Raw genomic sequence first — 21,305 nt, 5'->3', positions numbered from 1 at the left:
TGATTTTTTGTTAATTGGGTTTTATATTTGTTACAAGTATTAAGTCAATTATTCTTGAGGAATATCCTATTTCATTATCGTACCAGCCTACGACTTTTACCATTTTATCGATAACCGATGTAAGTTGTGCATCAAATATACATGAATTTCTATTGCCAATTACATCGACGGAAACAATTGGGTCTTCGGTATAATCCAAAATGCCTTTTAAAGTAGTTTGTGCAGCAACTTTAAAAGCTGTATTTATTTCATCTATTGTCACGGCACGCTTTACATTAAAGGTGATGTCAGTAAGGGATCCATCGGGTACTGGAACTCGTATCCCACAACCGCCAATTTTTCCTTCAAACTCAGGAAATATTTTTGTTAACGCTTTTGCAGCGCCAGTTGTTGTAGGAACAATAGATTGGCTGGCACCTCGGGCACGGCGTAAGTCTTTGTGTGGCTGATCATGTAAGCTTTGATCCGTTGTGTAGGAATGAATTGTGGTTATGTAAGCTTGTTCTATACCGCAAAGTTCATTCATTACCTTGATCATTGGCGCGGCATTATTAGTAGTGCAACTTGCATTTGATATGATGGTTTCAGTTCCGTCAAGTATGAAATCATTTACCCCTAAAACAATAGTTTTTATGGTGTCTACTTCTGAAGGCGCAGATAGAATTACTTTTTTGGCGCCAGCAATAATATGAGAATTTAATTCTTCAAAAGTCTTGTATTTCCCCGTGGATTCTATGACATAGTCAATATTTATACTTTTCCAATCCAAGTTTGAAATACTTTTTTCATGAAAAAACAAAAAATGATTCCCATCTACCAGAATTCCTTTGTCATCATCGCTTACTGAAAACGGTAAAACTCCGTGGATACTATCGTATTTTACTAAATGGGCCATTGTTTTTTTATCGGCAATATCATTTATGGCAATCACTTCAATCTCAGGATGATTTAGAAGTAATCGGAATAAATTTCGACCAATTCTTCCAAAACCATTAATGGCAATTCTTATTTTCAAATCTATTTATTTATTAATTAGCCAATTGAATTAGTTATAAAATATGTTTCTGTGCTTTGTATGAAGAACGAACAAGTGGTCCGCTTTCTACATGACGGAAACCTAATTCTAAGCCAAATTTTTCATACTTTGCAAATTGTTCGGGTGTTATAAATTCTTTGACGGGCAAATGTTTTTTGCTGGGTTGTAAGTATTGGCCTATTGTAACAATATCTACATTAGCTTGACGCAAATCCCTCATTGTTTGATATACTTCTTCTTCTTGTTCGCCAAGGCCTAGCATAATTCCCGACTTGGTTCTATTTATTCCTTTCTCTTTCAAGTAGCGTAGGACTTCTAAACTTCGGTCGTATTTTGCCTGAATACGCACTTCACGAGTCAATCTGCGAACGGTTTCTACATTGTGCGAAACTACTTCCGGATTGGCTTCCACAATTCTGTCAATATTTCTTTCGATTCCTTGAAAATCAGGAATTAAAGTTTCTAAAGTTGTGTTTGGATTCATTCTGCGAATGGCTTTTACTGTTTCTATCCAAATGATTGAACCGCCATCTTTTAAATCATCTCTGTCAACACTGGTAATTACGGCATGTTTGATGTTCATGATTTTAATTGAACGCGCTACTTTTTCAGGTTCGTCCCAGTCTACGGTTTCTGGTCTTCCGGTTTTTACACCACAAAATCCACAAGAGCGCGTACATACATTTCCTAGAATCATAAATGTAGCCGTACCTTCGCCCCAACATTCACCCATATTAGGGCAACTTCCAGAAGTGCAAATGGTGTTCAAACTATATTTATCTACCAAGCCACGAAGCTCAGTGTATTTTTTACCAATAGGGAGTTTTACCTTCAGCCATTTCGGTTTTCCTACAGGTAAAGTATTTTCTAAAACAGTTTCCATATATCAATATTCAAAGTGCAAAGATAAGGAATGTAGTCTATTTGTAGATTCGTTTATTTGTTTATTTGATCAAAGTAAATGGAAGTCATAAAATAGAATAGTTTACTTTTTTTGAGAATTAGTTGCTTTGCCATTGGTTCTATCCTCACCGAAAGTCTCCTTTCAAGTAATTAGAATATGGGAGGTCTATGCAATCAAGGTTGTATTAAGTTTTTTTGCTTTAGCGGAGTTAAAGAGTAGAATTGTTCTTGGCACATAAATTTAAAACTATTTTTAGAAAGCGATTAGAGTATGTTTTTAATGCAATTATTTACAGACTTCTGAACTAGTTATTGGAAGGATCTTTTTTACTGCTTTATGAAGTGAACTGTTAGTTACATAAGTCTTTAGGAGCTTTTTCCTGCTCTGCACTGAATTTTTCATTTTTTAAAGAAAAAAACGAAAGGATGCCGTTGCGATCAGGGCTAGTGTATAAGGGTCTTTTATTATATTATTTGGATACTATTATTTTTTTGTTTTATAAAAATTAGCACAATTTTAAGACCTGTTTCCTCCGTAGATTGGGTTAATTTGAATACCTTACAGTGGTACTAATCAAAAAATTAAACTACTATGGCAACATTACGCTTAGGCGATATTGCTCCTGATTTTGAAGCAGAAACGTCACAAGGAAAAATAAAATTTCATGAATGGTTAGGGGATTCTTGGTGTGTTTTATTCTCTCACCCAGCTGATTTCACACCGGTTTGTACCACTGAGTTAGGAACAGCAGCCAATTATTATCCGGAATTTGAAAAACGAAATGTAAAAGTAATCGCGCTGAGTGTCGATGGTGTTGATTCGCACATGGAATGGATAAAAGACATTAATGAAACTCAAAATACAACAGTAAATTTTCCAATAATTGCTGATCAAGACAAGCATATTGCAGAATTGTACGATATGATTCATCCCAATGCAAGTGAGAGTTTTACTGTGCGTTCTGTTTTTATAATTGGACCAGACAAAAAAATAAAATTAACATTGACATATCCGGCGTCAACCGGCAGAAATTTCGATGAAATACTACGTGTAATTGATAGTCTACAATTGACAGCTAAATACAGTGTTGCAACACCCGCAAACTGGAAAGATGGTGATAAGGTCGTAATTTCAACAGCAGTTAAGGACGAAGATATTGCTACTAAATTTCCAAAAGGCTACGAAAGAGTTAAACCATATTTAAGAATGACACCTCAGCCTAATAAATAGTAGTTTTAAGCATATCCTTTAACTAGAAAAGCAGAAATAAAATAAATTCATTCTGCTTTTCTAGTTTGTTAAAAGTTAATGATTACTTCTTATTGGTAATTAATAACCCGGAAATAATGATTCCCATGCTTATAATTTGGGTACGTACAATAACTTGATCTAGAAAAAAATAAGCTAGAATTCCACTGAATACGGGAATCAAATAGTAAATTATTGCTGTTTTTGAGGTGCCAATCAATCGAATGGCTTCGTTCCACAGATAAAATGAAATTAAGGAAGCGCAAACGCCAACATAGCTGATTACTAAAACTGTTTTTACGTCAAAAATTACTTTTTTATAATAGATGTGTTCATAAACATAAAAAGGAAAGAGTAAAATTGTACCAATTACAAAAACACTAAATAAAAATACTTTGGGTGATAATTCATCTGGTTTTTGTCGCACCAGTATCGTGTAATAAGCAAAAAAGAAGCAAGCCACGAGCATCAATAAATCCCCAATAGTAAAGCTAATATGGAGTAAAGCCTGTAAGGAGCCTTTAGAAATAAGTACTAAAACTCCTGTGATTATGGTTGTAATTCCCACTATTTTTATAGTACTAATTTTCTCTTTAAAAACAATCCTGGAGAGTACAACAATAAATAGCGGAATCGAAATGGCGATTAACGATAAATTGACTGCATTTGTTGTTTTTCCAGCAAAGTATATCAGTGTATTGAAAATAGTAATTCCCAATACAGCTGTAAGCGTAAGATACTGAATGTGTCTTTTTACAATTTTTAAATTTTTAATAGTACTTTTTATAGCAAACGGTGTCAAGACAATACATGCAACTGACCATCTCCAAAAAGCCAATCCAACTGGAGGGATGTGGTCTTTTATACCACTGGCGATTACCATATTAACTGACCAAAGTAAGGTTGCTAATAAGGCAAACAAAACCCCTTTTGTCGTATTATTCATTAAAAAGGTCGTTAATTCTGGCATATTGTAGTAGCATAATGGTTTTTGAATCTTGCATTTCACCCGATTCAATCATTGCATAGGCATCGTCGAAAGGCATTTCTAGCACATCAATATTTTCTTGTTCGTGTTCTACTCCGCCACCTTCGCTGACTTTCATGGATTCATCGTATTCTCCAACAAATAAATATAAAATTTCAGTTACTGCTCCAGGTGACATGTAGGTTTCCATTACCTTTTGTACTTTAGAAATGCGATATCCCGTTTCTTCCTCCGTTTCTCTAATGATGCATTGTTCCGGATTATCTTGATCTAGAAGTCCGGCACAAACCTCAATCATCATTCCGGTTTCATTTCCGTTAAGGTAGGTTGGTAAGCGAAACTGACGTGTTAGAATAACTGTTTTTTGGAGCCTATTATAAAGTAAAATGGCAGCGCCATTTCCTCGATCGTAGACTTCTCTTTTTTGGGTAATCCAAGAATCATCTTTTTTTTGGTAGTCAAAAGTTACTTTGTTTAAAATGTACCAATTGTCAGAAAGTAATTCGGTTTTTTGTATTTTGATAGTTGGGTTTTTCATTGGGTTGGATGGGATTTTAAACTAAAAAAAACGCTCTGAATTTTCAGAGCGTTTAGTGTAATCTTATTTTAGAATAGTTTGCTTTCTGTCTGGACCTACAGAAATTATTTTAATAGGAACTTCTACTTCTTTTTCAATAAATTCAATGTATTCTTTTAATTCTGTTGGTAATTCATCATACGTAGTCATACCAGTCAAATCAGCTTGCCATCCTTTGAAATCTTGATACACTGGCGTTACATTTTCGGGTTCGATGTTATAAGGGAAATGAGAAATTTTCTCTCCTTTATAATTGTATTCGGTACATACTTTCAACGTTTCAAATCCTGAAAGTACATCCCCTTTCATCATCATCAGTTGTGTTACACCATTCACCTGAACCGCATATTTAAGTGCTACTAAGTCTAACCAGCCACAACGTCTTTGTCTTCCAGTTACAGATCCAAATTCATTTCCTACACGTGCCATAGTTGCACCGTCTTCGTCAAAAAGTTCAGTAGGGAATGGACCACTTCCTACGCGTGTCACATATGCTTTGAAAATACCGTATACTTCTTTAATTTTATTTGGAGCAATCCCTAAACCGGTACAAGCACCAGCAGCAGTTGTATTAGAGGATGTTACAAAGGGATAAGTACCAAAATCAACATCCAATAATGAACCTTGAGCTCCCTCACATAATATTGATTTACCTGCTTTTTGAGCTTGGTGTAAATATTCTTCACTATCAATAAAATCTAATTTTTTTAGTTCTTCGATAGCTTCAAAAAATTCTTTTTCTAATTCCTCTAAATTATATTGTATGGCAACATCATAGAATTTAATCATGGCTTCATGCTTGTCAGCCAAAGCTCTGTAACGGTCTGCAAAATCTTCTAATTCAATATCGCCTACACGAATACCGTTTCTTCCGGTTTTGTCCATATAAGTTGGCCCAATTCCTTTCAGTGTAGAACCTATTTTTGCTTTGCCTTTAGAAGCTTCTGAAGCTGCGTCTAGTAGACGGTGCGTTGGTAAAATTAAATGTGCCTTTCTTGAAATGATTAATTTATTTTTGATGTCTAAATTAAATTTTTCAAGTCCTTCAATTTCTTTTTGAAAAACTACAGGATCAATAACAACTCCGTTTCCAATAATATTTATGGCGGTTTTATGAAAGATACCAGAAGGAATAGTTCTAAGCACATGTTTTATTCCATCAAATTCAAGAGTATGTCCAGCATTTGGTCCACCTTGAAAACGAGCAATAATATCGTAATTTGAAGTTAGAACATCAACAATTTTTCCTTTTCCTTCATCTCCCCATTGTAATCCTAATAATAAATCTACCGTCATTCTGAATGTTATTTGTAGTTAATTTTTATATTTATGAACGCTCTTGTTCGTCCAAGTTGTTTTTTTGTTTCTTAATTCCGTAAAGATATAACGAGTGGTTGGTGATCTCTATATCGAAAATTTCTTCAATTGTTTTTTTGATACTTTGAATCCTTGGGTCACAAAATTCAATCACCTCTCCAGTATCGGTCATAATAATATGATCGTGTTGTTTGTCAAAATATGATTTTTCGTAATGTGCCTGATTTTGCCCAAATTGATGTTTGCGCACTAAAGCACAATCCAGTAGTAATTCAATCGTATTATAGAGGGTTGCTCGACTGACGCGATAATTTTTATTTTTCATTTTGATGTAAAGGTTTTCTACATCAAAATGTTCCTCGCTGTCATAGATTTCCTGAAGGATAGCATAACGTTCAGGAGTTTTGCGGTGTCCTTTTTTTTCAAGATACATTGTAAAAACATTTTTTACAATTTCTTGGTTTTTGGTATTATCTGTGGAAATGAGTGTCATATACTGGCAAAGATAAATTTTTTAGTTTAAAGTTTAAAGTTTCCGGTTTGTTTAGTTTCAAGTTTATTCAGTTTCAGAGGTTGAAACTTAAGGCCAAATACAAAAAACGAAATTTTCTAGGTTTTATATTCCCGCGTTACCTTATCGATTCCATCAATTTTTTTAATATTATTGATCATTTTTTTTAGAATAGTATTGTTTTGTACAATTACCGCTACCTGACCATGAAAAATACCAGCATCGGTATTTAATGCTATACTTTGAATATTAACATGCATATTGTTTGAAATTACTTTTGTTAACTGGTTGGTAAGTCCTAAAACATCCATTCCGGTTATGTTAATAATAGCTTTGAATTCTTCTTGTGAGGAATCAATCCATTTGGCTGTCATTATCCTGTAGGCATAGTTGGATTGCATACCAATGGCATTAGGGCAATCTTTTTTATGCACTTTTATTCCTTCGTTTATCGTTACAAAACCAAACACATCATCGCCAGGAATTGGGTTGCAACAAGGCGACAGCTTATAATCCAGCTTGTCATGTTCTTTGCCAAAAACAAGCATATCATAATTACTGCTTATTATCGGTTTGTGAATGTCTTCATTAGCAGTACTTGGAGAACGTTTTATTTTGTTTTTGAAAAAATTAATAAAAGTATTACTTTTTTGTGCGGCGTAATCTTTGAGTTGTTGATTTTCTATAGCGCCAATTCCCACTCTGTAAAATAAATCTAAACTTGTTTTTAATTTGAAAAAATTGACTAATTCATTAACAACAGCTTCATTTAAGGTAATTTTTAAATGTTTTAATTTTCGGGTAAGGAGTTCTTTTCCTTCCTCACCAATTTTCTTAGTGTTCTCGTTTAAAACATTTTTTATCTTTGTTTTGGCTCTGGAAGTGGTTACATAATCCAGCCAGTTTACTGTAGGTTTTTGATGTTGTGAGGTGATAACTTCTATTTGATCCCCACTTTTTAATTCGAAGTTCAAAGGAACTAATTTCCCGTTAACGCGTGTCCCTCTGGTACGAATCCCTATTTCAGAATGGATGCTAAAAGCAAAATCTAATGAAGTCGCTCCTTTGGGTAACGATTTTATTTCTCCTTTTGGAGTAAAAACAAAAATTTCTTTCGAATATAAATTCATCTTGAAATCTTCTACAAAGCTTACCGCATTTGTCTCCGAATTTTCTAAAGCTTCTTTTAATAAGTTAAGCCATACATCCAGACCGCTTTCTTCGGTAGTTCCGTTTTTATATTTATAATGTGCAGCATATCCTTTTTCAGCGATTTCGTCCATGCGCTCGCTTCGGACTTGTACCTCTACCCATCGCCCTTTTGGTCCCATTACAGTAATGTGTAAGGCTTCATAGCCTGTAGATTTGGGAGAGGAAATCCAATCCCGTAAGCGACTTGGACTTGGCCTATAATGATCGGTTACTATAGAATAAATTTTCCAGGCAATAAATTTTTCTTCGTGTGGTGTTGATTTGTAGACTATACGCAGTGCAAATTTATCATATACCTCATCAAAACTTACATTTTGCGCCTGCATTTTTCTGCGAATAGAATAAATGGATTTAGGCCGACCTTTGATAATGAAATCAATATTCTCGACATCTAATGCTTTTTTTAGCACATCCGTGATATCCCCAATGTAGGCATCTTGTTCCTCTTTTGTTTCTTTTATTTTACTTACAATATCATTATAAACGACAGGTTCCGTGTATTTTAATCCTAAGTCTTCTAGTTTTGTCTTGATGTTATATAACCCTAGCCGGTGCGCTAAGGGTGCGTATATGTATAAAGTTTCGGATGCAATTTTTGTTTGCTTGTCTTCCTGCATAGAATCCATCGTTTGCATGTTGTGCAAACGATCGGCAAGTTTAATTAGAATAACACGAACGTCATCGTTCAAGGTTAATATCATTTTACGAAAATTTTCCGCCTGCATGGATACATTTAAATCTTTTTGTACCAATGATATTTTTGTCAATCCTTCGACAATTTGTGCCACTTTAGGATTAAAAAGGCGTTCGATATCCTGAATAGTAGTTGGTGTATCTTCTACAACGTCGTGCAACAATGCGGCGGCAATAGAAGTGGCTCCCAAACCAATTTCGGAGGCCACAATTTTTGCTACAGCAATAGGATGAAAAATATAAGCTTCACCCGATTTTCTTCGTTGTTCTTTATGGGCTTCCACGGAAACATCAAATGCTTTTCGGATAAGTTTTTTATCATCATCGCTCAAGGTTTGATAGCTAATGCGAAGTAACTCCTTGTATTCTTGAGCAATAGCTTTATTTTCTTTTTCTATATCAATTTCTATCATAACGGCATGGTTCAATTCCTAAAAATAGAAATAAGTTAGGAGATATGCAAGTAAAACAAGTGTCTATATATAAATTGCAAATAGTGCTTTCTAACAAGATTATTGCACTTTGCTAAAATCCAAATCCTGAAAATCATAACTGAAATCAGTTAATTCAGAAATGGGTTTCATCGTTAATCGAACTGCTTTTCCGGTAGCATCACATTCAAAAAATAAATGAGCATCCGCATGAAAATAAGCATTGTTCCATTTTACTACATAGTTTGTGTCTTTGTATAAAAAAACTTCACCAGCAAGTTGAGGAGAACGTTTGGAGGCAAAATAGAGTTTTCCCTTTTTTTCTGTAAGCACGACGTCTCCAAACCACTTGTCATTGTAGGTACCAATAAAACTTTTAAAATCTATTTTAATTTTTTCTTTCTTGTTTTTGGCTACCGTTGCCCAAACTTCATCGGTTACTTTGTCAGCAGTTTCTTCATTCGCTTTTAGTCTGTTGCTATAAATGGTTACGTAATCTTCAGATTGAATTCCCAAATAGCGGTCTTTTATAGTATTGGTAATGGCATTAAAAGCAGCACCGGATTGTTGGTTAGTTAATACAATAATTCCGAGATTTAATTCTGGAAAAAGAGTAACTTGGGTAACAATCCCCTCTAATCCGCCCGTGTGGGAGACTTGTTTGAATCCCTTTACATCACTTAAAAACCAACCTAGTCCGTACCCGCTAAAATGAGTGTTGTAAGGTGGTTTTGTGGTTGCAGGAATTATGGTTTGCAGCTGCCACATCTCGTGCTGCTCTTTTTTAGAAAATAATGGTTTGTTATCAACACCATATTTTCCGGTGTTCATTTGCATGATTGTCCATTTGCTTAAATCATTTATACTGGAATAAATTCCTGCTGCTGCATCAAAAAGTGGGTTTTGATAGCGTTTGATTGTTTTTAGTTTTCCATTTACAGGAACATGAGGCGCAATGATGTTCGTGGTGTCTTTTAAACGTAAAAACGATGCAGCACTGTTGTTCATCTCCAAGGGTTTCATTATGCGTTTCTCAACAAAATCGCACCAGCTCAATCCGCTTGCTACGCGAATGACTTCTCCAGCTACTATGTACAGTAAATTGTCATAATCGTATTGCGTTCTAAATGCTGAAACCGGTTTTAAATACTGTAAATTCTGAATAATATCTGCTGCTGTAAAATTACTTCCGTCAGGCCAAATCATTAAATCGCCTGCGCCTAAACCCAATCCACTGCGATGTGTCAATAAATCCCGAATGGTAAATTCATTAGTTACATAGTCATTATACATCTTGAAATTAGGAAGGTATTGAATGACTTTATCGTCCCATTTTACTTTGCCTTCATCGACTAGCATCGCCAATGCGGCACTTGTAAACGCTTTACTGTTTGAAGCAATCCCAAAAAGGGTATTCGCATCTACTTTTTCGTTAGTCAAAACTGATTTTACGCCATATCCTTTGGCGTGAATTATTTTTCCATCTTTTACAATAGCCACTGCAATTCCAGGAACATCAAACGTTTTTAGCGTACGATCTACTACTTCATCCACTTGGTTCGAAGTGATTTGTGCGAAAGAAAGTGCCGTTGTGAGTAAAGTGATTGCAAATACGAATCTATTTTTCATATTATAAATGTTATTTTTATGCATGAGATTTTTTAATAGGTTTACTTCGTTCAAGTTTTTTTTGTCGAAATGACAAAATCATACGAAAAAGGTGAAGTTCAATATCTTTTTTTAAGCTGTAATCTAAAACCCTCTTTGTCTTTTGGCCTCAAAAATCAGGATGGCAGCAGCAACTGAAACATTCATCGAATCTATTTCGCCTTGCATTGGAATAATAATATTTTGAGTTGCTTCATTTCTCCATTCCTCTGTCAGTCCAGTCGCTTCTGTTCCTACTACCAGGGCCGTTGGAGTGGTGTAATCTTGTGTGTGATAGGAAGTGGAGTTTTGCAACGTTGCGCAATAAAAATTGATCTTTTGTTCTTTCAAAAACGCAATGATTTCTGATGTTGTTCCGGTTGCAATTTGGTTGGTAAACAAACAGCCTACACTAGAGCGAACAATATTTGGATTGTATAAATCACTTTTTGGATTAGCAATAATCACAGCGTCCAGATTAGCAGCATCGGCAGTACGAAGTAAAGCACCAATATTTCCTGGTTTTTCCGGTGCTTCCGCAACAAGGATCAATGGATTTTTAGATAATTTCAAATCCATTAATTGCAGCGATTTGGTTTTGGCAACAGCCAAAATTCCTTCAGTGGTATCGCGATAGGCTAATTTTTGATAGACTTCTTTGTTGATTTCTATCAGTTCTGCATTTTTAGATAATTCTCTGGCTTCGTTTTCTGAACAAATTTCCGGTAAAAACAGAAGTGTTTCCATTTGATAGCCCCCTTTAAGGGCAATCGAAATTTCTCGTTTTCCCTCTATTAAAAAAGTGCCGGATTGTTTGCGTGCTTTAGATTTCTCCTGCAATTGCACTAAAGATTTTATGTATGGATTTTGTACCGAAGTGATTTGTTTCAAGACTCTCAACTATTTAATTAAAAGCTACAAAGATACATAGAGAAAATCCAGTTTTATAATAGGATCTGAATATTTATTTAGAAGCAATAGATTCATTAATTGATTGAGGTTTCAAGCTGGATTCACGAGTATTTTCTTTATTTTTGTCAAAATCTCAATTCAAATGTTTCATTTATTAGACATCATTGGTACGATGGCTTTTGCCATGTCCGGCGCATTGACGGCTATGAATAAAAAGCTGGATCCTTTTGGTGTTTTTATCATTGCATTTGTCACTGCGGTTGGCGGCGGAACCTTACGAGATATCATGATTGGCAGCACGCCAGTGGGATGGATGCTGGACTTGAAATATGTTTATGTAATTAGTATTGGGTTTGTTTTGGCAATCCTTTTTCGAAAAAGATTCGATAGATTACGCACCTCTTTATTTTTATTTGACACGATCGGATTAGGTGTTTTTACTTTAATAGGTCTTGAAAAAGGAATTAATATAGGACTTCATCCCGTTATTTGTATTGCTTTAGGAACGATGACTGCTTGTTTTGGAGGTGTTATCCGAGATATATTATGTACTGAAATCCCAGTAATTTTCAGGAGAGAAATTTATGCAACGATTTGTATTTTGGGCGGAATTGTCTTTTTTTTGCTTCGAAAACTGAATTTAGAAAATGATGTTTTATACTTGGCCACTTCATTGGTTATCATTGCAGTCCGGTTGATGGCCGTAAAATTCAAATGGTATTTACCTACTTTAGAACATAAATAAAAATTGATTACTTTCACAGGGTCTAAAATTTAACAGTGAAAAATTATTCTGTCAAACAATATCGGGAAAGTGATTATGAAAATTGGAATGCTTTTATTGGTAAAGCCAAAAATGCTACTTTTTTATTTCACCGAGATTTTATGGAATACCATAAAGATCGATTCGAAGATTTCTCGTTAATGATTTTCGAAAACGAAAAACTAGTTGCTGTTCTGCCGGCAAATAGAGTTGGAGCAATAGTGTATTCTCATCAAGGTTTGACGTATGGCGGATTGGTTTATTCCCATAAAATAAATGGAGAAAAAGTAGCCGCAATTTTAGATTCTCTTTTGTCTTTTTTTAAAGAAAATAGGATACTATCTTTTTATTATAAACCCATTCCTTTATTTTATGCTTCAAAAGGGAACGCTGAATTAGATTTTTTTATGTTAAAAAAAGGAGCGTTTTTAGACAAAAAAGAAATGAATCTGGCTATCAATTTAGCCATGCCTTTGACGATTTCAAAAAGTAAACTAAAGCATTTCAGAAAAAAGGAACAACTTGATTTAGAGTTGGTGGAAGAAAGTCATTTTAAGTCCTTTTGGGAATCTGTTTTAGTACCAAGGTTATTGGAAAAATTCGGTTCCAAACCAGTGCATACCCTTCAAGAAATAACAGTACTTAAAAAAAAATTCCCCACTAATATCAAACAATTTTCAGTGTATTATCAGGATGAGATTGTTGCGGGCATTACAATATTCGAAACGGAAACGGTTGTGAAATCGCAATATGGCGCCACTACTAAAAAAGGGGAGGAGTTGCGCGCATTGGATTTTTTATTTCTCAATTTAATACAAAAATACAAAAGCGAAGGGAAGCTTTTTTTTGATATGGGTATTGTAAATGCGGCAAATCAAAAAGGGTTTCATGCTGGACTCTTGAAACAGAAAGAAGAATTAGGATGCTCGGTTTACAGTCAGGATTTTTATACAATGCAATTAATATGATACCATTCCTTGATTTAAAAAAAATAAATGAACCGTTTGAAGCTGCTTTTCAAGAAAAATTAAAAGCAGTTTTAGATACTGGGTGGTATGTTTTAGGGAATGAAGTCAAGGAATTCGAAACGAGTTTTGCCAACTATTGCGGTACAAAATATTGTATAGGTGTGGGAAATGGTTTTGATGCTTTAGTGTTGATTTTCAAAGGATATATTCAATTGGGAAAATTACAAAAAGGCGACGAAGTTATTGTTCCCGCCAACACCTATATTGCCAGTATTTTGGCTATTTTACAAGCAGATTTAATTCCTGTTTTGGTTGAGCCAAAGTTGGAAACCTACAACATCAACCCCGATTTAATTACTGAAAAGATTACCTCAAAAACCAAAGCGATTTTAGTTGTTCATTTGTACGGACACTTGGCTGAAATGGATAAGATAAATAAAATTGCTGTTGCTAATGCTTTACTGGTTGTTGAAGATGCGGCTCAGGCTCACGGTGCAATAAAAAATAAAGAATCAGCAATCATAACGCAACAAATAAGCGTAGCATACAGTTTTTATCCTGGAAAAAACTTAGGAGCTTTAGGCGATGGTGGCGCTGTTATTACAAATGATTTAGAATTAGCCAAAACTATTCGATCAATCAGAAATTATGGTTCTGAAACGAAGTATTACAATGACAATATGGGGGTAAATTCAAGATTAGACGAATTACAAGCCGCTTTTCTTAATGTTAAATTACCCAAATTAGATGCTGAAAATGAAAAACGAAGAATAATTGCCAAACGGTATTTATCGGAAATTAACAATGATAAAATAATTTTACCAAATTGGGATTTGTCAAATAATCATGTTTTCCATTTGTTTGTCATTCGAACACAGAACAGACTAAATTTACAAGAATATTTACTGCAACATAATATTCAAACGGTCATACATTATCCCATTCCGCCACATAATCAAAGAGCGCTATCAGCCTGGAATCATTTGTCTTTTCCTATCACGCAAAAAATTCACGATGAAGTACTAAGTTTGCCAATAAGTCCGGTATTAACAAGGGATGAAGTGAGTCATATTGTTGCAATTTTAAATAAATATCAGGATGGGATTAGCTAGTAGAATAAAACAATTGTGCTGTGTTACTTTTCGAATCAAAAAGTATGAGTTTCTTTCGGATTGTAAAAGAGTTTTTGGGAAGCCAAATCTTTTTTATCCCTTGCTGTTAAAAGGAAATGGGAAGATTTATTTTGGGAAGAATGTCCAAATCGGTGTAGTTTCCTCTCCATACTTTTTTTCAGGCTATACCTATATAGAAGCCAGAAATGAAAACAGCGAAATTAACATTGGAAACAATGTTGCTATCAATAATGCTTTTTCTATTGTTTGTTTTTCGAAAGTTACCATCAAAGACCATGTTTTAATAGGTGTAAACTGTTCTATAATAGATAATGATGGACATGATTTGAATAGTACTAAACGAAACCAAGAAAACCCAAATTCCCTTCCAGTGTGTATTGGTGAAAATGTCTTTATTGGATCAAATGTTTCTATTTTAAAAGGAGTTGAAATTGGGGATAATTCTATTATAGGAAATGGGTCTGTCGTGACAAAAAACATTCCCAAAAATGTTGTTGCTGCAGGAAATCCGGCTAAAGTTATGCGAAATTTATAATGTTGAAAATTTTAAAACAAAATGCACTTTTAAAAGTAGTATCACTTAATTCTATTTCGGTAGTGGTGAGTTTTGTTTTGGGAATTATTTCTACAAAAATTGTGTCTGTTTATTTAGGAACTTCTGGAATGGCATTGTTGGGGAGTTTGAGAAACTTCACAGCAATGATGAAGTCCATAGCTACCTTAGGGATAAACAATTCATTAATAAAGTTATTCGTTGAAAATAAAGAGGATAAGAAAGAACTGGGCATCATTTATGCTACTTTTTTTTGGTTTTTCCTGCTAATTGCTACGGTCTTGGGTTTGCTTATTTTACTATTTGCCAATACTATTTCTGAATTATTGCTTTTTACAAATTCGTTTGCTAATCCCATTCGGTTTTTTGGATTGCTACTACCATTGATTGTCATCAATACGTTTTGGATAGCAATCTATAACGCTTTAGAACAGTATAAAAAAATTATAGTTTTACAGATTATTTCAAATGTGCTAATTTTTGGTTTTACCGCATTTTTAATTGTGGAAAACGCTATAAATGGAGGATTGCTGGCGGTTGTGTTCGGCGAATTACTTATGGTTATAGTGACTTTTGTATTTGTCTTAAAAGACAAAAGCTATTTTCAATTCAATCTCCAGAAAGTTTTAAAAAAGAAATACCTGAATGTTATCAAGCAATTTTCTGCTATGGCATTGTTAAGCGCTGTAATTGCACCTGTAACATTAATGCTTATACGGAATTTTATAATTGAAACGCACTCCATTCAAGAAGCTGGAATTTGGGATGCCACCAATAAATTTTCCAGTTTTTATATGTTGGTTTTCAGTTCTGGATTGTCATTGTATTACATGCCTAGATTAGCTTCTCTGACAACAGATCTTGAGTTTAAAGTAGAATTGAAGTCTTATTTTAAATTTTTTGTTCCACTATTTTTAACGGTATTAGTAGCTGTCTTTTTGTTGAAAGGAATTATAGTGGATGTCGCTTTTACAGCAGCATTTTCAAAAGTGAATGAGGTGTTGATTTGGCAACTTTTAGGGGATCTTTTAAGGATAATGACATTAGCTTTTGGCTATCAAATCGTTGTTAAAGCGAGTGTAAAAAAATATTTTATTCTTGAAATAGTGTTCAATGTAGCGTATCTTTTATTATCATTTTATTTAATATCGCTTTTTTCTTTTGAAGGAGCTTTGCTGGCGTATTTTTTTGCTAATTTAATTGTTTTCTTCCTGATTCTATTTATGTTTAGGAAACTGCTTTTAAATTCCAAACTTCCAAGTACTGATACGCTATATTAACCAAATCATGCTCTTTCTCAATAAATGCTCTGGCACGCTTTCCTATAGCGATTATGACCTCGGGATTTTCGATCAGAAAGGAAAGTTCCTTTACCAAAGAATTGACGTCTGGTATTGCATACATATTGATTGGTTCCTTAATGTTATAATGTTTTATGAATTCTTTGCCACCACCGGTAAAAACTACTTTTCCTTTTGCCATAGCTTCCAAGGCATTGTATCCTTGGTCCTTAGCGTAGATTTGATCCAATACAATTTGTGCGGAATTGTATAAATTTATATATTCAGTATAGGGAAGGTTTTCAGCGGTAATCACAGTTACTTTTTCTGGATATTTTTGTTGAATAATCGCTAAGGCTTTTTCAAAATAAGGAATCCCCTTTTTGATATAACTGGAGCGATTTATCCCAAGAAAAATGACAATTTTGTCATTAATTTTTTGTTCTTGAAATCTAATTTTTTGAGTGTTAATAGGATTTGGAACGAAATGGACCGAGTAGCCCATTTTTCCCATTGGAATTTTATAATCTAAATCGGAGGCAATTAGGTTTTGGCAGTTTTCAGCCAACCAATTAAAAGTTTTTCGATAGTTGTTCTTGGTATACTTTAAGGGGTATTCAAAATGGGTTTTTAACGAATTGTCTTCAAAATAGGGCGTCAGAATGCTATGATCAGAGGTTCTTTGTAACAAATAATCAATCACTGGGGTTTCATCACCGCAGATTAGCAAGCTCCTGTTTTTAATTTTTTTGAATACTCTTTTATAAAGTATACGGGACAAAAAAGGAAATGTTTCAATCGCATCAGAATTAATAAACTGTACGTGATCAAAGTTCTTTACATGAGATAATAAAAGATAAAAACGAAGTCCTCTTTCAGCTTTTTCTAAATCAATTCCCGTGAGTTTATGGATGACATTTTTAATTTTTAGAGGGAACCAATATCCGGATATAAACGCAGAATCAAAGGAATAATCAGTGTCAAATTTTTTGAAATGATCGCCAGATGACAACAGAATTACTTCATGCCCCAACATTACCAATCCTTCTTTTAAAGAATTATGCAATCGACTGTATTCACCAATCAAAAGTATTTTCATTTACAAAGCTGAATTATTTATATTTGTGTAAATATAATGACAAATTGATAAAAGAATTTAAAAAAGGCGATCTAGAAATAGTATTGGCTACGATGAATAGAGATTCTTTGGATTTTTTAATTCCTATGTTTCCTTTTTGTCATTTTTCTGAATTGTCAATTGTAATTGTCAATCAAACCGTGAAGAATAAAGTATTGGTTTCTGATTTTCCTTCCATTAGAGTTGTAAATTCATTTGAAAGAGGGTTGTCTAACAGTAGGAATTTAGGATTGTTACATGCAAGAGGAAAACTTGTTTTAATAGCTGATGACGATGAGGTTTTCAAAGAAGATTTTGAGAGTAGTATTCTGGAAGCACATAACAATTATCCTGAGGCATCCAGCATTTGTTTTGCGATAGAAGATTCAGAAGGCTTGTTGTTTAAAAAATATCCCACTCACACAAAACTACAACTAAATTATTTGGATATTTTCAATGTTTTATCCATTGAAATCAGTTTAAAAAAAGCGGTATTTGATCAATTAAATAATAAGTTTGATACTAATTTTGGTCTTGGTAGTCCATTCATGATGGGGGAAGAAGCTGTTTTTTTGTCAGATTTAAAAAAGCAAAAACAAATTATAATCATTGAGCCTAAGGTTATAGCGAGTCATCCAGCGGTTTCAACAGATGATAAATTAAATTATGAACAAAGATATTTCATACAAGGAGCGTTCTTCACTAGAGTTGGAAAGCATAAGTATCAACTCTGGGTTTTGTTAAAACTTTTTTTTGACATTAAACAAAATAAGATTAAAACAAACCAGGTTTTTGCAGCACTAAAAAGCGCAAATAAAGGAAAAGACGCTTTTTTACAAATGATTAAATGAAAACAACCATAAGCGCCATACAGCTACTAAAAATACCTGTCATAGAAGACACGAGAGGGAATTTAGCATTCATTCAAAAGGATTTTTTGCCATTTGAATTTAAGCGCGTGTACTATCTTTTTGATGTGCCGAGTAATGCATATAGAGGCGGACATTCACACATTGATCAGCAAGAAGTTCTGATTGCTTTAAGCGGAAGTTTTGAGGTTGTTCTTCACGATGGTTTAGGGAAAAAGTCATTTGTATTGAACAAACCAAATCTTGGGTTACTGATACCAACAGGAATTTGGAGGGAATTACAGAATTTCTCTTCAGGAGCTGTTTGCTTAGTATTGGCATCAGATGTTTTCGAAGAAGCCGATTATATTCGGGATTTTGATGATTTTTTGGAGTCAAAAAAATGAAGCTTCTTTATATAGTTCCTAACATAAATAACGAAGGAGGAGTCGCTCGAGTGCTTTCGGTAAAAACGAATTGTCTTATAGAAAAATTCGGCTATGAAGTGCATATTTTAACCCAAAATGAAGGTTGTTCTCCATTGTTCTACTCTTTCAATAAAGCGATTGCTTATCATGACATGAAATTGAAAGGCACTTTTTTTCAGTTTTTTAGTTCGTACAGCAATGCTTTAAAAACTAAAGTAGAAGCCATACAGCCGGATTGTATTATTGTTTGTGATAATGGTTTGAAAGCTTTTTTTATTCCTTTTATTTTAAAGACAAAGATCCCTATTATTTTTGAGTGCCACGGTTCTAAATATATTGAGGAAAAGGAGCCGACAAAATATTTCTCTTCAACAAAAATTAAAATACTGTTCAAAGAATTGTCTGCCAGAAAGTTTACCAAGTTTGTTGCCTTATCGAAGGAGAGTTTGAAAGAATGGAATGTAAAAAATGGAATTGTAATTCCAAATCCACTATGGTTTGAAACAACGACTTTCTCAGATTTAAAGGCTAAAAAAGTAATTGCAGTTGGTCGTCATTCGTATGAAAAAGGATTGGATAGAATGTTACCTATCTGGAAAAAAGTTGTAGCGAAACATCCGGATTGGATTTTGGAAATTTTTGGAAAATCATCTGAAAAGAACAATCTAAGAGTGTTGGCTGAAGATCTTCATATTTTGGATAATGTTGTTTTTCATGGCCCCGTTCAGGATATTATTAAAAAATATACAGAAGCTTCATTCTATTTAATGACGTCGCGATTTGAAGGTTTTGGAATGGTGTTGCTTGAAGCAATGGCTTCCGGATTACCCTGTGTTGCTTATGATTGTCCGTGTGGGCCAAGAGCAATAATTGCTCATAACGAAGACGGTTTTTTAATTGAAAATGGTAACGAATCAGAATATGTCAAAGCCGTACAGACCTTAATCGAAAAGGAAGAAATTAGGATTGAAATGGGAAAAAAAGCAAAGTTATCCAGCGAAAAATACCATATAGTTACTATTATGGAAATCTGGAATCAGCTATTCATTGACATCAAAAAAAATTAATTTTTTTGTCCTATCGAGCACAAATAACCCATTCGAAACCAATTAAATAGGAATAAATTAGGGTTGTTTCCTGTCAGATTTTTTAGGAGCGACTTTTCTAAAAAGGGATGTATTTGTGAAATAATATGAGTTAATCTCGTTTTTTTTAAAAAATGATACAGTTGTAATAATCGAACAAACTCAATATCAATTTTTTTACCTTCATATAATAACATTAGATTTTCTAAAGCCTCTTTAGTTTTGTTTAGATAAGCTCGATTGTTATCAATATCTCCATGTACTACGGGATTTTCGATATGGCTAACTTTGGCTTGTAATAGGCGCAATTGACAGGAAAATTGGGTGTCATCATGGCCGTATTTTTTTATATTTCTATCAAATTTTATTTCATCGAAATAGTTTTTTTTAATTACGGTGTTGTTAAAAAGTAACGATTGATAGGTTTTTTTCTTTCTATTTTCGGCATTTTTATCCTCAATAAACCTTCCGTATTTCCAACGCAGTTTTTGATTGTCGGAGGGACATTTTTTAGGATGCAACCGGCCGCCATAAATAACATCAAAATCGTCAAGATTGTCGATGTATTTTTTGATGTAATCTTCATGAATAATTACGGAGTCCCCATCAATAAAAAGTAAATATTGATATTTTGCTTGTTCGGCAAGGGAATTTCTGTTTTCACGATGGGCAAGGTTTTCTTTTACCGAGATGAAACTACAGTTGGGAAATGCATTTATATTCTCATTAAATGCATTTAAACACGATAGCGAAGCGTCATCTTGACATAAAATTTCAAAATGTATCCCGCAATCCATACTTTGTTTGTGTAACTCCGAAACAAGTGGATAAGCGTTGTAATTATAAACAGGAATTAGTATGGAAAGCATTATGCTGTTCGCTGCTGAATAACCTCAAAAATTTTGGAGTCTTCGCATTTCAATGTTTTTGAAGGGAATTTCATTAGTAGGGCATAATCATGCGTTGCCATAATGATGGTCTTTCCGTTAGCATTTATTTTCTTTAACACCTCTAATACTTCGGCACTAGTCTGTGGATCTAAATTTCCTGTAGGTTCATCAGCAAGGATTAATTCTGGATCGTTTAGCAAAGCCCGAGCGATAGCCACACGTTGCTGTTCTCCTCCGGAAAGTTGATGTGGCATTTTTTTGCCAAAATCTCTCATCCCCACTTTATTCAAAACCTCGTCAATTTTATTTTGCATTTCTATGTTGTCTGCCCAGCCAGTGGCTTTCAATACAAATAACATATTGTCATTTACAGTACGGTCCGGTAGTAATTTGAAATCCTGAAAAACGATACCAATCTTTCTTCTCAAAAACGGAATGTCATCTTCTTTTAAAGTGGATAAATCAAAATCTACAATGCTTCCTTCACCTTCAGTCATAGGTAAATCAGCATACAAGGTTTTCATTAAACTACTTTTTCCAGAGCCTGTTTTTCCAATGATATAAAGAAATTCACCATGTTTTACCTCTAAGTTTACGTCAGTTAAAATAGATTTCCCTTCTTGATAAATAGTTACATTTTTTAAAGACAGTACAGATTGTGACATAGTTTGCTTTTGTTTATTGGGTAAAAGTAATAAGATAACGGTTCTATTCAAAATAAATTCTGTTGTATTAGATAGAAAAAAAAATATTACAGACAATAT

The 21,305-nt window shown here is 33.9% G+C and carries 21 protein-coding genes; 9 read left to right on the top strand and 12 right to left on the bottom strand.

All coding sequences use genetic code 11. The features are described from left to right. Positions 1–10: 10 nt before the first annotated feature. Complete coding sequence (gap, locus tag AC0608_RS00730) at positions 11–1,015, bottom strand: type I glyceraldehyde-3-phosphate dehydrogenase (RefSeq protein WP_417958315.1); 1,005 nt, start codon at positions 1,013–1,015, stop codon at positions 11–13. Between the two features lie 34 nt (positions 1,016–1,049). Next, positions 1,050–1,919, bottom strand: a complete 870-nt coding sequence (gene lipA, locus AC0608_RS00725) for a lipoyl synthase (RefSeq protein WP_417958313.1) — start codon at positions 1,917–1,919, stop codon at positions 1,050–1,052. A 612-nt stretch (positions 1,920–2,531) separates the two neighbouring features. Between lipA and AC0608_RS00720 the strand changes: the two genes are divergently transcribed. After that, on the top strand, positions 2,532–3,170 hold the full coding sequence (locus AC0608_RS00720) for a peroxiredoxin (RefSeq protein ID WP_478287781.1): 639 nt from the start codon (positions 2,532–2,534) through the stop codon (positions 3,168–3,170). Positions 3,171–3,252: 82 nt separating this feature from the next. Here AC0608_RS00720 and AC0608_RS00715 read toward each other — a convergent pair whose 3' ends face one another. The 7 genes from AC0608_RS00715 to AC0608_RS00685 all read right to left on the bottom strand — a co-directional run bounded on the left by AC0608_RS00715 (position 3,253) and on the right by AC0608_RS00685 (position 11,455). Beyond that, positions 3,253–4,134 (bottom strand): DMT family transporter, encoded by an 882-nt coding sequence (locus AC0608_RS00715; protein ID WP_478287780.1) that lies wholly within the window; start codon positions 4,132–4,134, stop codon positions 3,253–3,255. Then, complete coding sequence (gene nudK / locus AC0608_RS00710; RefSeq protein ID WP_478287779.1) at positions 4,127–4,714, bottom strand: GDP-mannose pyrophosphatase NudK; 588 nt, start codon at positions 4,712–4,714, stop codon at positions 4,127–4,129. Before nudK ends, AC0608_RS00715 begins: the two co-directional genes overlap by 8 nt. A 63-nt stretch (positions 4,715–4,777) precedes the next feature. Next, entirely contained in the window at positions 4,778–6,049 is a 1,272-nt protein-coding gene (locus tag AC0608_RS00705; RefSeq protein WP_478287778.1) for an adenylosuccinate synthase, read from the bottom strand. 31 nt (positions 6,050–6,080) lie between these two features. Next, positions 6,081–6,563, bottom strand: a complete 483-nt coding sequence (locus AC0608_RS00700; RefSeq protein ID WP_417960829.1) for a Fur family transcriptional regulator — start codon at positions 6,561–6,563, stop codon at positions 6,081–6,083. A 116-nt stretch (positions 6,564–6,679) separates the two neighbouring features. Then, entirely contained in the window at positions 6,680–8,899 is a 2,220-nt protein-coding gene (locus AC0608_RS00695; protein ID WP_417960827.1) for a RelA/SpoT family protein, read from the bottom strand. Between the two features lie 99 nt (positions 8,900–8,998). Then, positions 8,999–10,546 carry a serine hydrolase gene (locus AC0608_RS00690; RefSeq protein WP_478287777.1) on the bottom strand — a complete coding sequence of 516 codons (1,548 nt, stop codon included), beginning with the start codon at positions 10,544–10,546 and terminating at the stop codon, positions 8,999–9,001. 123 nt (positions 10,547–10,669) lie between these two features. Continuing rightward, entirely contained in the window at positions 10,670–11,455 is a 786-nt protein-coding gene (locus AC0608_RS00685) for a TrmH family RNA methyltransferase (RefSeq protein ID WP_478287776.1), read from the bottom strand. 163 nt (positions 11,456–11,618) lie between these two features. On the opposite strand from AC0608_RS00685, the gene AC0608_RS00680 reads away from it, so the two are divergent. The 5 genes from AC0608_RS00680 to AC0608_RS00660 are packed head-to-tail and all read left to right on the top strand — an operon-like array spanning position 11,619 to position 16,173. Continuing rightward, positions 11,619–12,221 (top strand): trimeric intracellular cation channel family protein, encoded by a 603-nt coding sequence (locus tag AC0608_RS00680; RefSeq protein WP_478287775.1) that lies wholly within the window; start codon positions 11,619–11,621, stop codon positions 12,219–12,221. Between the two features lie 35 nt (positions 12,222–12,256). Then, positions 12,257–13,207: a GNAT family N-acetyltransferase gene (locus tag AC0608_RS00675; protein ID WP_478287774.1), complete on the top strand. Its 951-nt coding sequence runs from the start codon at positions 12,257–12,259 to the stop codon at positions 13,205–13,207. Beyond that, a complete protein-coding gene (locus AC0608_RS00670) occupies positions 13,204–14,319 on the top strand; it encodes a DegT/DnrJ/EryC1/StrS family aminotransferase (protein ID WP_478287773.1) in 1,116 nt (371 codons plus the stop codon). Before AC0608_RS00675 ends, AC0608_RS00670 begins: the two co-directional genes overlap by 4 nt. Beyond that, the gene (locus AC0608_RS00665; protein ID WP_478287772.1) at positions 14,306–14,875 is read left to right on the top strand and encodes an acyltransferase; all 570 of its coding nucleotides are present in this window, start codon (positions 14,306–14,308) and stop codon (positions 14,873–14,875) included. The genes AC0608_RS00670 and AC0608_RS00665 overlap by 14 nt, the downstream gene beginning before the upstream one ends. Then, positions 14,875–16,173 carry an O-antigen translocase gene (locus AC0608_RS00660; RefSeq protein ID WP_478287771.1) on the top strand — a complete coding sequence of 433 codons (1,299 nt, stop codon included), beginning with the start codon at positions 14,875–14,877 and terminating at the stop codon, positions 16,171–16,173. Before AC0608_RS00665 ends, AC0608_RS00660 begins: the two co-directional genes overlap by 1 nt. Here the strand turns inward: AC0608_RS00660 and AC0608_RS00655 are convergent. Further along, positions 16,121–17,272, bottom strand: a complete 1,152-nt coding sequence (locus AC0608_RS00655; protein WP_478287770.1) for a glycosyltransferase family protein — start codon at positions 17,270–17,272, stop codon at positions 16,121–16,123. The genes AC0608_RS00660 and AC0608_RS00655 overlap by 53 nt on opposite strands. Positions 17,273–17,316: 44 nt before the next feature. Between AC0608_RS00655 and AC0608_RS00650 the strand changes: the two genes are divergently transcribed. From AC0608_RS00650 to AC0608_RS00640, 3 genes are read left to right on the top strand one after another with little or no spacing between them, the layout of a single operon-like run. Then, the gene (locus AC0608_RS00650) at positions 17,317–18,141 is read left to right on the top strand and encodes a glycosyltransferase family 2 protein (protein ID WP_478287769.1); all 825 of its coding nucleotides are present in this window, start codon (positions 17,317–17,319) and stop codon (positions 18,139–18,141) included. Then, positions 18,138–18,545 carry a sugar 3,4-ketoisomerase gene (locus tag AC0608_RS00645; protein ID WP_417960807.1) on the top strand — a complete coding sequence of 136 codons (408 nt, stop codon included), beginning with the start codon at positions 18,138–18,140 and terminating at the stop codon, positions 18,543–18,545. The genes AC0608_RS00650 and AC0608_RS00645 overlap by 4 nt, the downstream gene beginning before the upstream one ends. Further along, positions 18,542–19,633, top strand: coding sequence for a glycosyltransferase family 4 protein (locus AC0608_RS00640; RefSeq protein WP_417960805.1), 1,092 nt, complete (start codon positions 18,542–18,544; stop codon positions 19,631–19,633). The genes AC0608_RS00645 and AC0608_RS00640 overlap by 4 nt, the downstream gene beginning before the upstream one ends. Here the strand turns inward: AC0608_RS00640 and AC0608_RS00635 are convergent. Together AC0608_RS00635 and AC0608_RS00630 are read right to left on the bottom strand one after the other, a co-directional pair. Beyond that, complete coding sequence (locus AC0608_RS00635) at positions 19,630–20,520, bottom strand: glycosyltransferase family 2 protein (RefSeq protein WP_478287768.1); 891 nt, start codon at positions 20,518–20,520, stop codon at positions 19,630–19,632. The two genes, AC0608_RS00640 and AC0608_RS00635, sit on opposite strands and share 4 nt — an antisense overlap. Further along, positions 20,520–21,206, bottom strand: coding sequence for a cell division ATP-binding protein FtsE (locus AC0608_RS00630; RefSeq protein ID WP_478287767.1), 687 nt, complete (start codon positions 21,204–21,206; stop codon positions 20,520–20,522). The genes AC0608_RS00635 and AC0608_RS00630 overlap by 1 nt, the downstream gene beginning before the upstream one ends. Between the last annotated feature and the right edge of the window lie 99 nt (positions 21,207–21,305).

The sequence above is a fragment of the Flavobacterium sp. GNP008 genome (assembly GCF_056428965.1).
This window is presented reverse-complemented; position numbering and strand designations above follow the sequence as displayed.

Bases quoted from the DNA above. Each gene is read 5' to 3' on its own strand.
- AC0608_RS00680 (WP_478287775.1), top strand. From the start codon at position 11,619: ATGTTTCATTTATTAGACATCATTGGTACGATGGCTTTTGCCATGTCC.
- AC0608_RS00640 (WP_417960805.1), top strand. From the start codon at position 18,542: ATGAAGCTTCTTTATATAGTTCCTAACATAAATAACGAAGGAGGAGTC.
- AC0608_RS00645 (WP_417960807.1), top strand. From the start codon at position 18,138: ATGAAAACAACCATAAGCGCCATACAGCTACTAAAAATACCTGTCATA.
- AC0608_RS00655 (WP_478287770.1), bottom strand. From the start codon at position 17,272: ATGAAAATACTTTTGATTGGTGAATACAGTCGATTGCATAATTCTTTA.
- AC0608_RS00695 (WP_417960827.1), bottom strand. From the start codon at position 8,899: ATGATAGAAATTGATATAGAAAAAGAAAATAAAGCTATTGCTCAAGAA.
- AC0608_RS00670 (WP_478287773.1), top strand. From the start codon at position 13,204: ATGATACCATTCCTTGATTTAAAAAAAATAAATGAACCGTTTGAAGCT.
- AC0608_RS00665 (WP_478287772.1), top strand. From the start codon at position 14,306: ATGGGATTAGCTAGTAGAATAAAACAATTGTGCTGTGTTACTTTTCGA.
- AC0608_RS00705 (WP_478287778.1), bottom strand. From the start codon at position 6,049: ATGACGGTAGATTTATTATTAGGATTACAATGGGGAGATGAAGGAAAA.
- AC0608_RS00715 (WP_478287780.1), bottom strand. From the start codon at position 4,134: ATGAATAATACGACAAAAGGGGTTTTGTTTGCCTTATTAGCAACCTTA.
- AC0608_RS00660 (WP_478287771.1), top strand. From the start codon at position 14,875: ATGTTGAAAATTTTAAAACAAAATGCACTTTTAAAAGTAGTATCACTT.
- AC0608_RS00690 (WP_478287777.1), bottom strand. From the start codon at position 10,546: ATGAAAAATAGATTCGTATTTGCAATCACTTTACTCACAACGGCACTT.
- nudK (WP_478287779.1), bottom strand. From the start codon at position 4,714: ATGAAAAACCCAACTATCAAAATACAAAAAACCGAATTACTTTCTGAC.
- AC0608_RS00635 (WP_478287768.1), bottom strand. From the start codon at position 20,520: ATGCTTTCCATACTAATTCCTGTTTATAATTACAACGCTTATCCACTT.
- lipA (WP_417958313.1), bottom strand. From the start codon at position 1,919: ATGGAAACTGTTTTAGAAAATACTTTACCTGTAGGAAAACCGAAATGG.
- AC0608_RS00700 (WP_417960829.1), bottom strand. From the start codon at position 6,563: ATGACACTCATTTCCACAGATAATACCAAAAACCAAGAAATTGTAAAA.
- AC0608_RS00630 (WP_478287767.1), bottom strand. From the start codon at position 21,206: ATGTCACAATCTGTACTGTCTTTAAAAAATGTAACTATTTATCAAGAA.
- AC0608_RS00720 (WP_478287781.1), top strand. From the start codon at position 2,532: ATGGCAACATTACGCTTAGGCGATATTGCTCCTGATTTTGAAGCAGAA.